We start from the raw sequence: 16,383 nt of genomic DNA, 5'->3' as shown, positions 1-16,383 counted from the left end.
CCTCCCGGTTTCCGCCGGGGCAGGGTGTCTGGGGCCTGCCCCGGAAATTCTTGAACTGGCTCAACTGCGTCAGGCGAGCGGTGCCAGCGAGACGTTTTCTCCGCTTTGAGCATCGAAGATGTGCAGGTTTGCTTCCTGTGGCCGCACTGCTGCAGCGTCGCCGCGCTTCAGGCCCTGCGGCACATCCGCCGCAGGAAGCACGGCCACCAGCGTGGTGCCGCCAAGGTCCACATGCAAATTCATTTCATGACCAAGGAACTCGATGGTCTGAATTGTTCCGGTGACGGCATTTGCTGTGCCTGCGGACAGCAGGGTGAGGTGCTGCGGACGCATGCCGAGAGTGACGGGACCTGCCTTGGCCGTCAGGCGGCGGGCAAGGTCTGGCCCGAAACCGAGGGTCTGGCCTGCCAGTGTCAGCGTCACCCCATCGCCGCTGCCGCCGAGCGTGGCGGGGACGAGGTTCATCTCGGGCATGCCGATGAAACCTGCGACGAAGGCATTGGCCGGCCGGTTATAGAGCGTATGAGGGTCGGCCACCTGCATGATGTGCCCGTCCTTCATGACGCAGATCCGGTCGCCCATGGTCATGGCTTCGGTCTGGTCGTGGGTGACGTAGACCACCGTCGATGACAGACCGTTCGCCTTGAGCTGCTTGTGCAGGTCGGTGATGCGCACCCGCATGGAAGCGCGCAGCTTGGCGTCGAGGTTTGACAAAGGTTCGTCGAAGAGGAACACGTCCGGCTTCTTGATCAGCGCACGGCCCAGGGCCACACGCTGTGCCTGACCGCCGGAAAGCTGCTTCGGCAGCCGGTCGAGCAGCTGGCCGATCTCCAGAATGCCGGACACCTCGTCCGTGGCCGCATCGATTTCCGCCGTTTTCTTCTTCTGCAGGCGCAGGCCGAAGGAGAGGTTCTTCTTCACCTTCATATGCGGATAGAGCGCATAGTTCTGGAACACCATGGCAATGCCGCGCTTGCCCGGGGGCAGGTCGTTGACGGTCTGGCCGCCGATGCGGATGGCGCCGCCCGTCACGGTCTCAAGGCCCGCAATCATGCGCAAGGTGGTGGACTTGGCGCAGCCCGAAGGGCCAACCAGCACCATGAACTCGCCGTCCTCCACGTCCAGGTTGATGCCATGGACTGCCTTGAAGCCGCTGCCGTAGACCTTTTCCAGGTTCTGGATCTGCAAACGTGCCATTAGCCTTTCACCCCACCGCTGGAGATGCCTTCAATGAAATGTTTCTGTGCGAGGAAGAACACGGCGAGTGCCGGGGTGATCGCCAGAACCGACATCGCAAGAATGCGGTTCCAGTCGAATGCTTCCGAGGTGTCGATGGACAGTTTCAGCGCAAGGCTGATCGGGTACTTGTCGATGGAGGACAGGTAGATCAGCGGGCCGAGGAAGTCGTTCATCGTCCACATGAACTGGAAGAGGCACACGGAGATGAGCGCCGGGGTCAGCATGGGTACAACGATATAGACGAGCACTTGCAATGAGTTGGCGCCATCGACGCGGGCAGCCTCTTCCATGTCGCGCGGGATGGCCCGCAGGAACTGGATGAGCATGAAGACGAAGAAGGCGTCTCCCGCAAAGGCCGAGGGCACCCACAGCGGCAGGTAGCTGTCGAGCCAGCCGAAATCGCGGAACAGCAGATACTGCGGGATACGGGTCACCACATTGGGCAGCAGCAGTGTGGCAATCAGCGTGACGAACAGGATCTTCTTGCCCGGAAACTCGAAGCGGGCAAAACCGTAGGCCACTGCCGTGCAGGACACCGCTGTGGCGATGACCTTCGGGATGATGATCCAGGCCGTGTTCATGAAGAAATGGCCGAATGTATAGGGTGTCGAGGTCTGCCAGCCCTTGATGTAGCCATCAAGGGTCGGGTTCTGCGGCCAGAAACCCGCACTGGAGAAGATCTCGGAGTTGGGCTTGAACGAGGCCCCGATGAGCCAGACCAGCGGGTAGAGCATCAGCACGCCGACCAGCGTCAGCAATGTGTAGCGGATGATGGCCGAGATCCGCTGGCGGCGTTGCTGGCGGGCGGCAAAGGCGGCCGCGCCTGCATCGGGGGCGACGAAGGACGGGGACATCTCAGCTCCTCTTGTCGCCGGCGTAATAGACCCACTTCTTCGAGGACCAGAAGGCCACGAGGGTCAGCGCCATGATGATGATGAACAGAACCCATGCGACAGCGGAGGCATAGCCCATGTCGAACTTCTTGAAGGCCAGCTCGTAGATGTAGAGCGGCAGGAAGTAGGTGGCCTTGAGGGGGCCGCCCTGGGTGATGATGTAGGGGCCGTTGAACTCCTGAAACGCCTGGACCATCTGCATGACCAGATTGAAGAAGATCACCGGCGTGATGAGCGGCAGGGTGATGTGCCGGAAGGTGGACCAGGGGCCGGAGCCGTCGATGGAAGCTGCCTCGTAGAGCGACTTGTCGATGGACTGGAGCGCTGCGAGGAAGATCACCATGGCCGAACCGAACTGCCACATGCGCAGCAGTGTGATGGTGAAGAGCGCATTCGTCGGGTCGCCGAACCAGTTGACCGGACCAAGCCCCACGACGGCCAGCGCCATGTTGACGAGGCCTTCGGTGGAGAAGAGGTAGCGCCACAGCACGGCAATGGCGATGGAGCCACCCAGGATCGACGGCACATAGTAAGCCGTGCGGAACAGGTTGATCGCTTTGAGCTTGTAATTGAGGATGACCGCGATGAAGAGTGCAAAGGCCAGCTTCAGCGGCACCGTCAGCCCCACATAGAGCAGCGTGACATTCAGCGAGCGCGTGAAGGTGCGGTCCCGGGTGAGTAGCTTTTCGAAATTGTCCATCCCGATCCAGCTGGGACTGCTGACCAGATTGTAATCCGTGAAAGCGAGATAGAGCGACGCGCCAAAGGGCACTGCCGTGAACAGCAGCAGGCCGAACACATAGGGCGTTACATAGGCAAGGCCGAGGAAGCGGTTTTCTCCACCCATGTCAGATGGTCTCCGCTCTGGTTGTGGCCCGGCTTGCGCGGCCCGCCATTGCATCTCCTGATGCAAACGCAGGCTGATGCAGGCCGGAACAGGCCGTTCTGATAAGGTTTTCTGGTGTTTTCAAATGCCAATCCGGCCAAGGGGCAAGGCTGCGCAAGCGCGCAGGGCTCCCGCCCGCAAAGCCGCCTCCTCCCATGGTGCGTCTCGCAAGGGTTGCGATAGTCATTTTGTATCGGGGACGATATTCTAACCGGCGAGCTGGCCGAAATTGACGGACTGAAATAAAAAGATGGACAAAAACGTAGGTGATGTGCTCACCGGATTGTCACCCGCTGCGCTGACGTTGTCGCTGGCCCGTTCCGCCATCAAGATGCAGCATTCGCGCGCCTGGCGCGTTGACAAGTCCAACGCGGTGCACGATCTGGTGATCTGCCTGACCGGTTCTGCGCGCTACGAGCTCGACGGGGTGGAACAGTCTCTGGCTCCGGGCATGGCCATGCTGATCCCGGCCGGCAGCCGCTTTGTCGGTGAATCCCTTTCGGACGAGCTTTACACTGGCGTTGCCCAGCATTTCACGCTGACGCTGTTCGGCTCGGTGGATCTCATTGGCCAGATGAACCTTCAGCCTGTCGCAGCCTTCCGGGAATGGCACGCAATCAGCGTCATGGTGGCGCATTACCGCGAGATGGCGCCGCTTTCCATGACGACGCTGGCGCAGCATCATCTCTTCATGGTGATCCTGCTCGCCTATATCGAGAGCGCGTTCCTTGGCTGGAAGGAGGGGGCGGGCGGGGCGCTGGACAGTCCCGATCAGCTGTCGGTGCAGATCATGCTGGTTGCGGCCCGCATTGCCGCTGATCCCTTGAGCGAGGCGGCGCTGGAAAAGGCGCTCGGTTCCGTACCCTTCAACAGCGATTATTTCCGCCGTGCCTTCCGCGCCCGCATCGGTCAGACGCCGCAGAAGTTCCAGGAGCGCAAACGCATGGAAATGGCCATGAACCTGCTGTCCTCGGGCCGCAAGGTGAAGGAAGTGGCCGCCATGGTCGGTATTTCCGATCCCTACTACTTCTCCCGCCTCTTCAAGAAGCACCTCGGCGCCAGCCCATCCTGCTACCGCCTTGATAGCCGCAGCGGCCCGGATGAGGTCTATGTGGATGATCCGGAGATTCTGGTGATTGACTGAATTGGTAGGGACCAGTTTGAAATAGGGCATTCCACTGAGGTGCTGCGGGCATTCCCTCAGCCGCGTCTTGCGCAAGCCTCTCCACCGTGCCGTCCCGGCCTTGTGCCGGGACCTGTAAGGGGCGCAAGGGAGGGTAGGAGTTCCGAAAAACCGTTGAAGTTAAAGGATCGAAGATTGCGCGCGGATACACCATGCCCTCATGACAGGCCCCGGCACAAGGCCGGGGCGGCGCGGAGTGTGTGGTCTGTACTTGGACATGCACACCGTGGCCGGGCCGCTGGTTTATCTCCCCATCTTGCCCTTGGTCTTATTTTGGTATTATCTTAGCCACATCAAATCTGGAGACGGCAGCATGTATCTTCTGGGTGTGGATGGCGGGGGAACCGGGTGCCGGGTGCGGCTGGCGGCGGCGGATGGCACTGTGCTGGGGGAGGCCTCCGGCGGGCCGGCCAATATCGTCAGCAATCCGGAACAGGCCCGCGCCAACATCCTTGCGGCTGCTGACACGTTGCTGGCACCTGTGCTTGGCCAGAGTGTGATGGATGCAGAGGCGCCGCTGCCGGTCTGTGCCGTGCTGGGTGTTGCCGGGGGCGGGGTGCCTGCGGCAGCGGATGCCCTGCGCGAGCGGCTGCCTTTCACAACTGTCCGCGTCGTCAATGACGGCATTGCCGCGATCCGGGGCGCGCTCAGGGGCGGGGATGGCATTCTGGCTGCGATCGGCACCGGCTCCATTTTCGCCGTGCAGCGGCAGGGCGTGGTGCGGCAGGTTGGGGGCTGGGGCTTTTACGTGATGGGTGACGAGGGCGGCGGCTCCTGGTTGGGCCGCCATGCGGTGCTGCGGGCGCTGAAAGCCATCGACGGCTTCTACCTCATCACGCCCTTCCTGCGGGACATTCTGGAACATGGCGGCGGGGCGCAGGCGATTGTCCGCAACGCGCCCTCAACGCGCCCGGATGAATTTGCCGCGCTGGTGCCTCTCATCCTCACCGCAGCACGGGCGGGTGATCCGGCGGCTGAGGCGGTGCTGGCGGCCGGTGTGGCTGAGGTTCGCGCCGCGATTGCCCTTTTGCAGCAGGGCGGCGAGGTGCCTGTGGTGTTCCTTGGCGGACTGGGGCCCACCTATTCAACGGCGCTGGCGGGCGAATGGCCGCAAGCCGAACCTTTGGGCTCGGCGCTGGATGGGGCCATGTGGATGGCGTCAGAGGATCTGGCGGCACATGGATGACGTCTTCTCACCCGTTACCGGAGCGGGGCCGCTTTACGCTGTGCTGCTGGGGCGGATTGAGGCGGCAATCCGTGAGGGCAGGCTTGTGCCCGGTGACAGCTTGCCGGCAGAGCGGGAAGTCGCGGTGCGCACCGGCCTTAGCCGCGTCACCGTGCGCCGTGCCATTGCTGATCTGGTGCGCCAAGGGCTCCTGGTGCAGCGGCGCGGCTCGGGCACCTATGTGGCCCATCCGGTGGAGCGGTTCGAGTTGGGCCTGTCGCAGCTCACGTCCTTTTCCGCCGATATGGCCCGGCGCGGGCGTGATGCCAGCTCACAGATCCTGTCCACAGGAACCGGCCCTGCTGCGCCTGAAGAGATGATGGCGCTGGGGCTTGGCGCGGCGGAGCAGGTGGCGCGCATCGAGCGCGTGCGCTGGTCGGGCGGCATGCCGATGGCGCTGGAGCGATCGGTTCTCTCCGCCGAAGTCCTGCCGGACCCGTCAGCCATGGGCGGTTCGCTCTATGCTTACTTGCGCGCCCGTGACCTTCTGCCCGTGCGTGCCGTGCAGCGCATGTCGGCGGTGAACCTGACGGCGGCCGAGGCAGACCTGTTGCAGATGGTCCCGGGCGCTGCAGGACTGAAGATCGAGCGCGTGGCCTATCTGTCCGGCGGGAAGGCGGTGGAGTTCACCCGCTCGCTGTTCAGGGGGGACGCCTATGATTTTGCCGTTGAGCTGAAAGCGGGAGACGCATGATGACCAGCATGACCCACATGGCCCGCGAGGTCGCCGAAATCCCCGTAGCCGCCGAGCGTTTCTTGCGTGAGGCCCGTGACAGCATTGCTTCTGCTGCGGCAGCGCTGCGGCAGCGTGATCCGGCCTTTCTCGTCACCGTGGCGCGGGGCTCGTCTGATCATGCGGCGTCCTACCTCAAATATGCTGTGGAGCTGCAGGCCGGGCTGGCGGTGGCCTCGGTCGGGCCATCCATTGCCTCCATTTACGGGCGCACCTTGCGTCTGAAAGGCGCGGCAGCGATCGGCATTTCCCAGTCGGGCCGCAGCCCGGATATCGTGGAGATGCTGCGCCGGGCCGGAGAAGGCGGCGCGCTGACGCTGGCCATCACCAACGATGCAGCCTCGCCTATGGCGGAGACGGCGGATCATTCCCTGCCAATCTGCGCGGGGCCGGAGAAGAGCGTGGCCGCCACCAAGACCTATGTCACATCCGTGCTGGCAGGCCTCTCCCTTCTGGCGGAGTGGCACGAAGATGCAGCCCTGCAGGAGGCGGTGGCCCGCTTACCGGATCAGCTTGCCGCCGCCCTGCAGCTGGACTGGACGCCCCTGTCGGACCGGCTGGTGCGGGCGCAGTCGCTCTATGTTCTGGGGCGTGGCCCTGCTTTTGCCATTGCCAATGAAATGGCTCTCAAGTTCAAGGAAACCTCTGGCCTTCACGCCGAAGCCTACAGCTCTGCCGAGGTTCTGCACGGCCCGGCGGCGATTGCCAGCGGCCGCTTCCCGGTGCTGGCGCTTGGTGTTGATGATGCGGCGCTGTCCCATGCGCGTGCCACGGCAGAGCGGCTGGCAGGGCAGGGGGCGGATGTGTTCGCAACCGGATTTGGTGCGCCCGGCTGCGTCCGCCTGCCGGTTCTGGATGGGGTGCATCCGCTGACTGCGCCGCTGCTGCAAATTGCCGCCTTCTACCGGTTTGTGGAAGGCTTTGCCCTGCGGCGGGGCTTCAATCCGGATGTGCCGCCCCATCTCAACAAGGTCACGGAAACGCACTGATGCGGACAGTTCTTCACGGCGCCCGGATTTTTGACGGCACCCGCATGCGGGAGGGGATGAGCCTTGCGCTCTCCGGTGAAACGGTCGAGGCGCTGGCACCAGAGGCGGAGGCGCGGGCGCTGGATGGCTCCCATGTGGAGCTCTCCGGCGGCATCCTGTCCCCAGGCTTCCTCGATCTGCAGGTCAATGGCGGCGGCGGGCTGATGCTGGACGGCTCTGTGGATGAGGGCAAGCTGACCCGCATTCTCGATGCTCACCGGCATCTGGGCACTGCGGGCCTGCTGCCGACACTGATCACGGACACGCGGGAATCCACACGGGCGGTGATAGAAACCGGCATCCGCGCGGCGCAGAAACAGCTGCCCGGCTTTCTCGGTCTGCATCTGGAAGGGCCGCATCTCGATGTGCGGCGCAAGGGTGCTCATGACGCCGCGCTGATCCGCCCCATGGATGACGCTGATCTTGAGCTTCTGTGCCATGCCGCCCGTCATCTGCCGGTGTTGATGATCACCATTGCGCCGGAGGCCGTGCGTATGGACCAGATCGTGCGGTTGAAGGAAGCCGGTGTGATCGTCAGCATCGGCCACAGCGATTGCGCCTATGAAACGGCGCTCTCGGCCTTCGACCATGGCGTCACCTGCGCCACGCACTTGTTCAATGCCATGAGCCAGCTTGGCAACCGGGCGCCGGGGCTGGTGGGGGCCGTGCTGGACCGGCCAGTGGCGGCGGGGATCATTGCCGATGGCATCCACGTCAGCGCGCCAGCCCTGCGCATCGCCTTTGCGGCGAAACAGGACGAGGGGCTGTTTCTTGTGACCGACGCCATGGCCGTGGCGGGAACGGACCTTGATGAATTCACACTTGGCGGACGGAAGATCCTGCGCCGCGAAGGCCGCCTGACGCTGGAGGATGGCACGCTGGCAGGTGCTGATGTCAGCCTGCCGCAGGCGCTGCGCTATCTGAAGGGGCACACAGACTTGCCGCTTGAGACGCTGCTTGCCATGGTCACGAGCCGTCCGGCAAAAGTGGCTGGGCTCGGCAACAGCCATGGCGCGCTTGCGGCAGGCCGCCGGGCCGATGTCTTGCATCTGACGGATGGCCTCACTCTCGCGGCGGTCTGGCATGGCGGTGAACTCCTCCAAAAGGAGGAGGGAGAGGTCTAGTCATTCCCTTGACGTAAACGGAAATCCGCAGCACTCTTGCTCTCCCATCCGATGCGAAAGGTGCTGCCATGCCGCTGCCCGCAAGTCTCCAGGGCCGTCTCAAGATCCCGGCTATTGCCTCTCCCATGTTTCTGGCTTCCGGCCCCGATCTTGTGGTGGAAACCTGCAAGGGCGGCATGATTGGCACGTTTCCGGCGCTGAACCAGCGCACGACCGAAGGCTATGGCGCGTGGCTGGAGGAGATTGCGTCCCGGCTTGATGGCGTGGAGGGGGCGGCACCCTTCGGCATCAACCTCATCGTCCACCGCTCCAATTCCCGCGTCGAAGCGGATTTGGCGAAGACGGTGGAGCACAAGGTTCCGCTGGTCATCACCTCGCTGGGTGCGGTGAAGGACGTGGTGGATGCGGTGCATTCTTATGGCGGGCTCGTCTTCCATGACGTGATCAACGCCCGGCACGCGGAAAAGGCAGCGGCTGCCGGGGTGGATGGTATCATCGCGGTCGCCTGCGGCGCGGGCGGCCATGCAGGCACGCTCAACCCCTTCGCGCTGATTTCCGAAATCCGCTCGGTCTGGTCCGGCACGCTGGTGCTGGCCGGTGCCATCAATACTGGCGCGCAGGTGCTGGCGGCCCGCGCCATGGGTGCGGACATGGCCTATCTCGGCACGCGCTTTCTGGCGACACAGGAGGCGATGATCGAGCCGGACTTCAAGAACATGATCGTCGAAAGCGATGCCAGCGATATTCTCTATACGCCCGCCATCAGCGGCGTGAATGCCAACTTCCTCAAGCCCAGCATCATCCGCGCCGGGCTCGATCCCGACAACCTGCCTGCTGCGGGCAAGATGAACCTCGACCATGAAGCAAGGGCCTGGAAAAACGTATGGTCTGCGGGGCAGGGCACCGGCGGCATTCACGACATTCTCCCAACCGGAGAACTCGTGGCGCGGCTGATCCGGGAGTATGAAGAGGCGAGACGGATGATCGCTGGCTGACGGGTTCGTACGGCAGCCTAAACTGGTTCGGCTTTCGCCATCAGGCGGACCAGCGCCAGCACCGACATAGTTGAGACGAGTGCTGCCAGCACGAGGGCCGCAAGGGCGGCGGACGTGCCCAGCTGCTCCTTCAGAAAGATCACTGTAAAGGGCGCCGCTGCGGATAGAACCATGCGGATTCCCGAGAGTGTGCCGGTGCGCCGGCCATAGCCTTCCGGCCCGAAATAATGCAGCGGCAGCATGCCACGGACAATGGATGTGAGGCCCTGTCCGGCACCATAGGTGATGGCAAAGGCAAAGAGCAGGACTGACGCCGGCGCGAACACGGTTCCCGCCAGAAGCACAAGCCCCAGCATCAGGGCGAAGGCGGCGATGATGGCGGTCGCTGGCGGTGAAAACAGGTTGCGCCGGAGATATTCAATCAAACGGGCGGCCACCTGCGAGGGGCCGATGCAGCTGGCCGCCGCGATGGCCGTCGCCGTTGCAAAGCCGAGGTCTCCCAGCAGCACCAGCAGGGCAGCCCCGACGGCGGACATGACGAAGCCGCCGCTGGCAAAGCTGATGGCCAGAAGCGCCATCGGGAGAGCTCCAGATCGTGGAGAGCCCGCCTGCAAGATCTGCGGAGCCTGGGGAGGGGAGGAGGAGGCCAGCGGCTCCGGCCGGTCCGGCAGTTTCTGTCTTCCTTTCGGCATGGTCAGGTGAATTGGCAGCGCGATGACGAGGTTCATTGCGGCCAGCACCAGATAGACCTCCCGCCAGCTCATCAGCGTCAGCAGCCAGTTCAGCAGCGGCCAGAACAGGGTGGAGGCAAATCCGGCGATCAGTGTGACCAGGGTGATCTCGGCCCGGGCATTGCGGCCATAACGCTGTGCAAGAGCGGCAAAGCCTGCATCATATTGCACGGCAATGGCGACGAATTCGGCGAGCAGTGCGATGAGGATGAATTGCCAGGCGTTTTCCATCACGGAAATGAGGGCGAGGGTCAGTGCTGCAAAGACCGACCCGAGGCTCATGACCGGCCGGGCGCCATATCTGTCGATCATCCGGCCGATGACCGGGGCGGACACGGCCCCGGCCAGCAGCCCAGCGGAGAAAATCGCAAAGACGAAACTCTCCGTCCAGCGGAAGGTGCGGGCTATCTCGGGCGCCAGAACGGAGAAGGAGTAATAGAGTGTTCCGTAACCGATGGTCATGGAAACACCCAGACCAATGGTCGAGGGAGAGATTTTCATGAGAGCCGCGAATAGCCGAGTCCTGTTTCGCAAGCATGACAGCGGTTTATGGCGCCGTCACCTCTCTTCAGAGCCTCGGGCGGCTGTCAAACTCAGATCCCCTGCAGCAGATCGCGCAGCATGTGGGTGATCAGATCGATGCGCCCGAGGGCTTCGCGCAGCTCGTCCTGATCCCGGTGGTTCAGGCGCGCAACTTCCACCCGGTTACCCGGTGCGATGCCGGCTTCCAGATCGTTGATCTGCTGGGTGATGATCAGGCGGATGAGGAAGCCGTGAATGTTGGCGAGGATTTCCGCGTCTGCTTGCGAACGCCCTGCTTGCTGGGCTGCCTGCAGGATACGTTCGGGTGTGGAAAGGGCCGTCACGCCGTGGCGCAGAGCGATCGCCCGGGCACCGGCAACGATGGGCAGAAGCCCGCCGGACTTGAGATCGACCCGGCCCTGATCATCCTTGCGGATGCGCCCGAAGAGGCCCAGCGGCGGGGCGTGCGAGGCGGCGGTTTCGCCCAGGGCCCGGACCAGCGCAAGCGAGCTGCGGGCGGTATCTGCCGCAAAATGGCGCAGGCTTTCCGCCAGCCGTGCTCCCGCGCTGCTGGATACATGGGCAGGGGTGAAGTCGTAGAAAATGTCCACGTTCAGCAAGGCTTGGGGGGACGGGTGGTGTGCCCACTCTTCCACCTGGTGCTGCCATTCTCCGAGGCGGCGGCGCCACTGGATATTGCGCGCCATCACCCCGCCCTTGCAGTAGGGAATGCCCGCCCGGTCAAGGATCTCGTTCAGCCGTGAGGCAAAGCGGCTGAACCAGTCGTCCGGCGAAGTCAGGTCCCCGGTGTAGTCATCGGCAATCAGCAGCGCGTTGTCCTGGTCGGGGGCCAGCATGCTTTCCCCGCGCCCGCCGGAGCCCAGCATTAGCACGGCATAGGCGGCGGGAGCAGGGCCTGCCCCGGCCGCCTCCAGCTCGGCTTCGGCTATTTCGGCTGCGCGGGCGGTCATGGCCTTGTTTTCGGCAGAGATGATGGCGCAGACCTGCCGTGCATCCTGCCCGTCGGCGAGAAGCCCGGTTGCCAGAGTGGGAAGGGCGGATTGCACCTTGGCCAGGTCGCGCGGGCGCCCGGCCATGGCAATTTCGTCGCCCACGGTAAGCGTTGCCAGTGCCCGCTCGCGCAGAAGCGTGCGCAGGGTAAAAATGCCGGCGAGACGTCCGCCGTCATCGGTCACCCCGAGATAGCGCAGGTTCTTGCGGGCCATCAGCCCGAGGGCACGGTAAAGGAAGGTGTCAGCCGGGGCGCTGATCACCGGAAAGCTCATCACGGCGCCAACCTTCAGCTTGCCTGCCTCTGCACCGCGCGCCGCCAGCGCATGCAGCACATCGCGCTCACTGAGGATTCCCGGCTCTCCGTTCTCCCGCGTCACGATCAGGCAGCCAATGTGACAGGCAGCCATCAACTGGGCAGCACTGTGCAGATCCGCGGTCTCGCTGATCGAGATCGGCGGGCTGCTCATCACGTCGCCCAGCCGGTTGCGGTAGAGATAGCTGTCGATGGCCCGCTGTGTGCCCTGCTTCAGGGCGAGGCGGGAGAAGTCATGCTGCTCGCGCGGCCGGTCGAACCAGCCGGCTTCCTGCTGGCGGGCGATCAGGCCTTGCGGCTTGCGGCAGAGGTTTTCCGCCTCCGCCAGCGTCCGGATGCCGCTGGCCAGCAAGCGGTTCTGCAGGCCCACATAGACACGGGCTGTCGCCATTGCATCGCCCAGCGCCGTGTGGCGGCCTTCGACGGCAATGCCGAGACTGAGGGCAAGGCTGTCCAGGGAGGTGTCGATCAGGGCACGGTCGAGGCCCGCCACCATCAGCGCCACATCCAGCGCTTTGGGCTCGGTCCATTTTATCCCGTGCCGTTCCGCCTCGTGGCGCAGGATGGCAAGGTCGAAATGGATGGAATGACCCACCACCACCGCATCGCCAATGAAGGCCGCCAGCTGTGCCAGAACCTCGGCTATCCCGGGCTTTCCGGCCACATCCGCATCGGAAAGGCCGTGGATGCGCCGGGCCACATCGGGGATCGGCATTTGCGGGTCAACGATGACGTTGAAGACCGCCTCATCCTGGATCTCCCGGCCATAGAGCCGGACGGCCCCGATCTGCACCACCCGGTCTGAGCGCACGTCCAGTCCCGTGGTCTCGGTATCGAGGACCACGGTGTTGAGGGCGATGAGCGGCGTGAGCGGGCTGACGGGTTGTTTCAAGCCGCCTTCTCCCCGTTGAGGGCACAGAGCTGGCGGGCAAAGGCAGGAAGGTCGATCCGCTTGCGCAAGGTGGCCTGATAGTCGATGAAGCGGAAGGCCACGTTGTTGACCACCATCATCTTGTCGGCTTCACGCACATCGTCGGTGATGGGAGCGTGCTGCAGCAGACGCAGCGCCGTCGCTGTCGTGATGGCATCGGGGGAGAGCGGCGTCTTGTCCATCAGGTGGGCAAGGCGGGCATCAAACTCGGCCTCGACATCTTCCCAGCCCCGGTCCTTGCGATGCTCCGGCAGGCTCTCGCTTGCCAGCACCTCACGATAAAGGCGGGACAGGATGGCCGCCCGCTCCTGCGGTGAGTCCGGCAGCAGCGGGCGAACCTCTGCCTCGATGATCAGAATGATATCCTGCGCTGCAACAGCGAATCCCTCCCATTTGCAGATCTGCAGCGCGAATCCGAAATCTGCATCCTGGAAAAGTTTCGGCCCCGCCAGCAACGACCGGGCCCGCAAGTAGGAGTAGCTGGCGCCTTGCGCGAGAAACGCGGCCCCGGCGCGGATGGCTTCCACTGCGGAAGCTCTGTCTGAACGTTGCCGTTTTGGCAGGATCGATCCAATGAAATCAAGCACTTGAACTCCATCCTCCCATGCTTCAGCTGTTCTTTTCACGCTGAATTAGTCTTTAGGATAACTTCACATGATCAGTGTGAAGGGAATAGTCTCAAGGTGCAAGTATCTCCGCGCCGCAATATAGAAAAATGCTGCTCTTGCGAAGAGAATAGAGCATTAGACTTTGGTCTAGGGGAATATTGCGAAGGGGGTGCGGGCCACTGCGGCATGTTTGCCGCTGCGGCCCTTGATGCGTTTACGGGAGGAATGACCTTGACCGACAAGCTGCCGCCGGAAGTTGCAGCAGCCCACTGGAGCAAGACCCGCGGTCTCATGTGGACCACGCTTGCGATCTGGGCTGTCTTCAGTTTCCTGATCCACTTTTTCGTAACGTCGCTGAACAGCGTCGTGATCCTTGGGTTCCCGCTCGGCTTCTACATGGCTGCGCAGGGCTCGCTCATCATCTTCGTCGTGTTGATCTTCTGGTTCTCGAGCCGCCAGAACGCCATCGACGAGGAATTCGGCGTTGCCGAAGACTGAGGGGGGCTGCACCATGGCAATGAGCATGAAAGGTGACTTCACCGACAACCTCGGCAAGATCTATACGATCTATGTCGGCGGCTTTGCGTTCTTCGTCGTCCTGATGGCAATCTTTGAAGCGGTCGGCATCCCCGATCGCTTCATCATGTGGAGCTACATGGCGGCGACCATCGGCATCTATGCCTTCATCGGCATCATGTCGCGGACGGCGCAGGTCTCGGAATATTACGTTGCCGGACGCTCCGTTCCGGCCATCTACAACGGCATGGCGACCGGCGCCGACTGGATGTCCGGTGCCAGCTTCGTCGGTATGGCCGGCACGCTCTTCGTGCTCGGCTATGACGGCCTTGCCTATGTGCTCGGCTGGACCGGCGGCTACGTGCTGGTGGCCGTGCTTCTGGCACCCTACCTGCGCAAGTTCGGTGCCTACACGGTGCCGGATTTCCTCGGCACCCGCTACGGCGGCAACACGGCGCGCCTCGTCGGCATCGTCGTGCTGTTCTGCTGCTCCTTCACCTACATCACGGCACAGGTCTATGCCTCCGGCATCATCGCCTCGCAGTTCCTCGGTATCGACTTCGGTATCGCGGTCTTCGCAGGCCTTGCCGGCATTCTCGTCTGCTCCATGCTGGGCGGCATGAAGGCTGTGACCTGGACGCAGGTGGCCCAGTACATCGTGCTGATCGTGGCCTATCTGCTTCCGGCCATCTGGATGTCGACGGTGCAGTTCGGCATTCCGCTGCCGCAGCTCACCTATGGCGGCGCCCTGACGCAGATCACCGAGTATGAGCAGCTTCTTGGGGTTGCCAAGTCTCACATTGCCCCGTTCGTCAACCTGTCACCGCTGGACTTCTTCAGCCTGATCTTCTGTCTGATGGTCGGTACGGCTTCTCTGCCGCACATCCTGATGCGCTTCTTCACGACGCCGACGGTGCGTGAAGCGCGCAAGTCGGTGGGCTGGTCGCTGTTCTTCATCTTCCTGCTGTACTTCACGGCACCGGCCTACGCTGCCTTCTCGAAGTTCAACCTGATGGGTCTGTTCGTCGGGGCAGGGGCGGAAGCTCAGTATCAGCTGGCCTTCTCGGCCGTTCCGGCATGGATGCTGGAGTGGGGCTCGATTGCCGGCCACCAGCTGGTGACGATCTGCGGTGTGAAGGCCGAAACGCTTGCTGCCATCCAGGCCGCCTGCGAGGCCAAGGGCTTTGCCAACGGGTTCCCCTATGCCGAGCTCAAGCTCAACAACGACATGATCGTGCTTTCGACCCCGTCGATCGCCGGCATGCCGGTGTGGGTGGTCGGTCTCGTGGGTGCCGGTGGTTTCGCTGCGGCCCTGTCCACTGCGGACGGTCTGCTGCTCGCCATCGCCAATGCCCTGTCACATGACGTCTACTATCAGATGATCGATCCCAAGGCCGACGCCAAGCGCCGCCTGATGATCTCCAAGATCCTTCTGATCGTGGTTGCTCTGGCTGCTGCCTTCCTGGCACGCACCAAGCCGTCTGACATCCTGTCCATGGTGGCCTGGGCCTTCTCCATCGCGGCGGCTGGCCTCTTTGCTCCGCTGGTGCTGGGCGTGTGGTGGAAGCGTGCGACCAATCTGGGTGGCATCATGGGCATGATTGCCGGCTTCGGCGTCACCATGTACTACCTGATTGGCAACGTGTACGGCTTCGACTTCGTGAAGGGAACGGGAGACGAGATCACCTGGTTCGGCGTCAAGGCCATCTCGGCGGGTATCTTCGGCGTGCCGGTTGCCTTCATTGTCACCTATCTGGTGTCGCTGGTCACCCCGGCCCCCAGTCAGGAGATGCAGGACTTCGTTGACCGCTTGCGTCTGCCGAAAGGCGGTACCATGATGGTTGCAGGGCACTGATCTGCCAAAAGAGAAAATGGCGCAGGGTCTTTGGACCCTGCGCTTTTTTTGTCTCTGCCGCTGCCTTTGCGGCAGGACGCAGGAGAATCGGGAAGCATTCATGCAGCAGCAGGCATCCGCCCTTAACGGCATCCTTTATCTGACCGGCACCTATCTTCTGGCGGTCGTCACCTTCCTGGCCGGCGGGGCACCCGGCATCGTCGCGGTCTATCTCGGGGGAACCTACGCCCTGTCGGCGATTGCTGCATTCCTGTTTGCCAGGGGATTGCTGGAGTTTGTGTTCGGCGAGCGCGAAATCACCTTTTTTGTGGTGCTGCGAAAGATCACCAATCCGTTTCTGGCTCTGGTGGCTCCGATGACGCCGGGCTTTCTTATGCCCTTTGCTGCAGCGCTTTATGCGGCCTTTCTGTTCTTTTTCCTGAAGATCGTGCTGTTCGGGGATGCCTTCTTCGGCCTGCCACCGCTCTTCATTCCGGCCTATCTGACGATTGCCTCACTCTTCGGGGGCTGATCCGGTTTTCAATGTGCCTGATACACCGGTGACGGGGCAGGGCCTTGGGCCTGCCGGGCAACGTCAAGGCCTGATC

The 16,383-nt window shown here is 63.0% G+C and carries 15 protein-coding genes; 9 read left to right on the top strand and 6 right to left on the bottom strand.

All coding sequences use genetic code 11. The features are described 5' to 3' along the window. Positions 1 to 69 precede the first annotated feature (69 nt). From V6L75_RS11245 to V6L75_RS11235, 3 genes are read right to left on the bottom strand one after another with little or no spacing between them, the layout of a single operon-like run. Positions 70 to 1,197 carry an ABC transporter ATP-binding protein gene (locus tag V6L75_RS11245; protein WP_334251613.1) on the bottom strand — a complete coding sequence of 376 codons (1,128 nt, stop codon included), beginning with the start codon at positions 1,195 to 1,197 and terminating at the stop codon, positions 70 to 72. Continuing rightward, positions 1,197 to 2,093, bottom strand: coding sequence for a carbohydrate ABC transporter permease (locus V6L75_RS11240; protein ID WP_334251612.1), 897 nt, complete (start codon positions 2,091 to 2,093; stop codon positions 1,197 to 1,199). Before V6L75_RS11240 ends, V6L75_RS11245 begins: the two co-directional genes overlap by 1 nt. A gap of 1 nt (position 2,094) precedes the next feature. Next, positions 2,095 to 2,979, bottom strand: a complete 885-nt coding sequence (locus tag V6L75_RS11235; protein WP_334251611.1) for a carbohydrate ABC transporter permease — start codon at positions 2,977 to 2,979, stop codon at positions 2,095 to 2,097. Between the two features lie 289 nt (positions 2,980 to 3,268). On the opposite strand from V6L75_RS11235, the gene V6L75_RS11230 reads away from it, so the two are divergent. The 6 genes from V6L75_RS11230 to V6L75_RS11205 all read left to right on the top strand — a co-directional run bounded on the left by V6L75_RS11230 (position 3,269) and on the right by V6L75_RS11205 (position 9,306). Beyond that, a complete protein-coding gene (locus V6L75_RS11230; protein ID WP_334251610.1) occupies positions 3,269 to 4,162 on the top strand; it encodes an AraC family transcriptional regulator in 894 nt (297 codons plus the stop codon). Between the two features lie 352 nt (positions 4,163 to 4,514). After that, the gene (locus tag V6L75_RS11225) at positions 4,515 to 5,387 is read left to right on the top strand and encodes a glucosamine kinase nucleotide-binding domain-containing protein (protein WP_334251609.1); all 873 of its coding nucleotides are present in this window, start codon (positions 4,515 to 4,517) and stop codon (positions 5,385 to 5,387) included. Further along, positions 5,380 to 6,120: a GntR family transcriptional regulator gene (locus V6L75_RS11220; RefSeq protein WP_334251608.1), complete on the top strand. Its 741-nt coding sequence runs from the start codon at positions 5,380 to 5,382 to the stop codon at positions 6,118 to 6,120. The genes V6L75_RS11225 and V6L75_RS11220 overlap by 8 nt, the downstream gene beginning before the upstream one ends. Continuing rightward, positions 6,120 to 7,148 (top strand): SIS domain-containing protein, encoded by a 1,029-nt coding sequence (locus tag V6L75_RS11215; RefSeq protein ID WP_334251607.1) that lies wholly within the window; start codon positions 6,120 to 6,122, stop codon positions 7,146 to 7,148. Before V6L75_RS11220 ends, V6L75_RS11215 begins: the two co-directional genes overlap by 1 nt. Further along, entirely contained in the window at positions 7,148 to 8,311 is a 1,164-nt protein-coding gene (gene nagA, locus V6L75_RS11210) for an N-acetylglucosamine-6-phosphate deacetylase (RefSeq protein ID WP_334251606.1), read from the top strand. Before V6L75_RS11215 ends, nagA begins: the two co-directional genes overlap by 1 nt. 68 nt (positions 8,312 to 8,379) lie before the next feature. Further along, complete coding sequence (locus tag V6L75_RS11205; RefSeq protein WP_334251605.1) at positions 8,380 to 9,306, top strand: NAD(P)H-dependent flavin oxidoreductase; 927 nt, start codon at positions 8,380 to 8,382, stop codon at positions 9,304 to 9,306. A 17-nt stretch (positions 9,307 to 9,323) separates the two neighbouring features. On the opposite strand, the gene V6L75_RS11200 is transcribed toward V6L75_RS11205, so the two are convergent. From V6L75_RS11200 to V6L75_RS11190, 3 genes are all read right to left on the bottom strand, one after another. After that, positions 9,324 to 10,538 (bottom strand): MFS transporter, encoded by a 1,215-nt coding sequence (locus V6L75_RS11200; RefSeq protein WP_334251604.1) that lies wholly within the window; start codon positions 10,536 to 10,538, stop codon positions 9,324 to 9,326. 92 nt (positions 10,539 to 10,630) lie between these two features. Then, positions 10,631 to 12,778, bottom strand: a complete 2,148-nt coding sequence (locus V6L75_RS11195) for a DUF294 nucleotidyltransferase-like domain-containing protein (protein ID WP_334251603.1) — start codon at positions 12,776 to 12,778, stop codon at positions 10,631 to 10,633. Further along, complete coding sequence (locus tag V6L75_RS11190) at positions 12,775 to 13,344, bottom strand: esterase (RefSeq protein WP_334251602.1); 570 nt, start codon at positions 13,342 to 13,344, stop codon at positions 12,775 to 12,777. Before V6L75_RS11190 ends, V6L75_RS11195 begins: the two co-directional genes overlap by 4 nt. Positions 13,345 to 13,650: 306 nt before the next feature. Between V6L75_RS11190 and V6L75_RS11185 the strand changes: the two genes are divergently transcribed. From V6L75_RS11185 to V6L75_RS11175, 3 genes are all read left to right on the top strand, one after another. Continuing rightward, entirely contained in the window at positions 13,651 to 13,923 is a 273-nt protein-coding gene (locus tag V6L75_RS11185) for a DUF4212 domain-containing protein (RefSeq protein WP_162544373.1), read from the top strand. 13 nt (positions 13,924 to 13,936) lie between these two features. Continuing rightward, a complete protein-coding gene (locus V6L75_RS11180; RefSeq protein WP_334251601.1) occupies positions 13,937 to 15,796 on the top strand; it encodes a sodium:solute symporter family protein in 1,860 nt (619 codons plus the stop codon). Positions 15,797 to 15,896: 100 nt separating this feature from the next. Beyond that, positions 15,897 to 16,307, top strand: coding sequence for a hypothetical protein (locus V6L75_RS11175; RefSeq protein WP_334251600.1), 411 nt, complete (start codon positions 15,897 to 15,899; stop codon positions 16,305 to 16,307). The last annotated feature ends 76 nt before the right edge of the window (positions 16,308 to 16,383 follow it).

This window comes from Pannonibacter anstelovis, from assembly GCF_036881715.1.
GTDB classification, from domain to species: Bacteria; Pseudomonadota; Alphaproteobacteria; order Rhizobiales; family Stappiaceae; genus Pannonibacter; species Pannonibacter anstelovis.
Note: the sequence above shows the minus strand (reverse complement) of the source record. Positions and strands in the feature narration are given on the sequence as shown.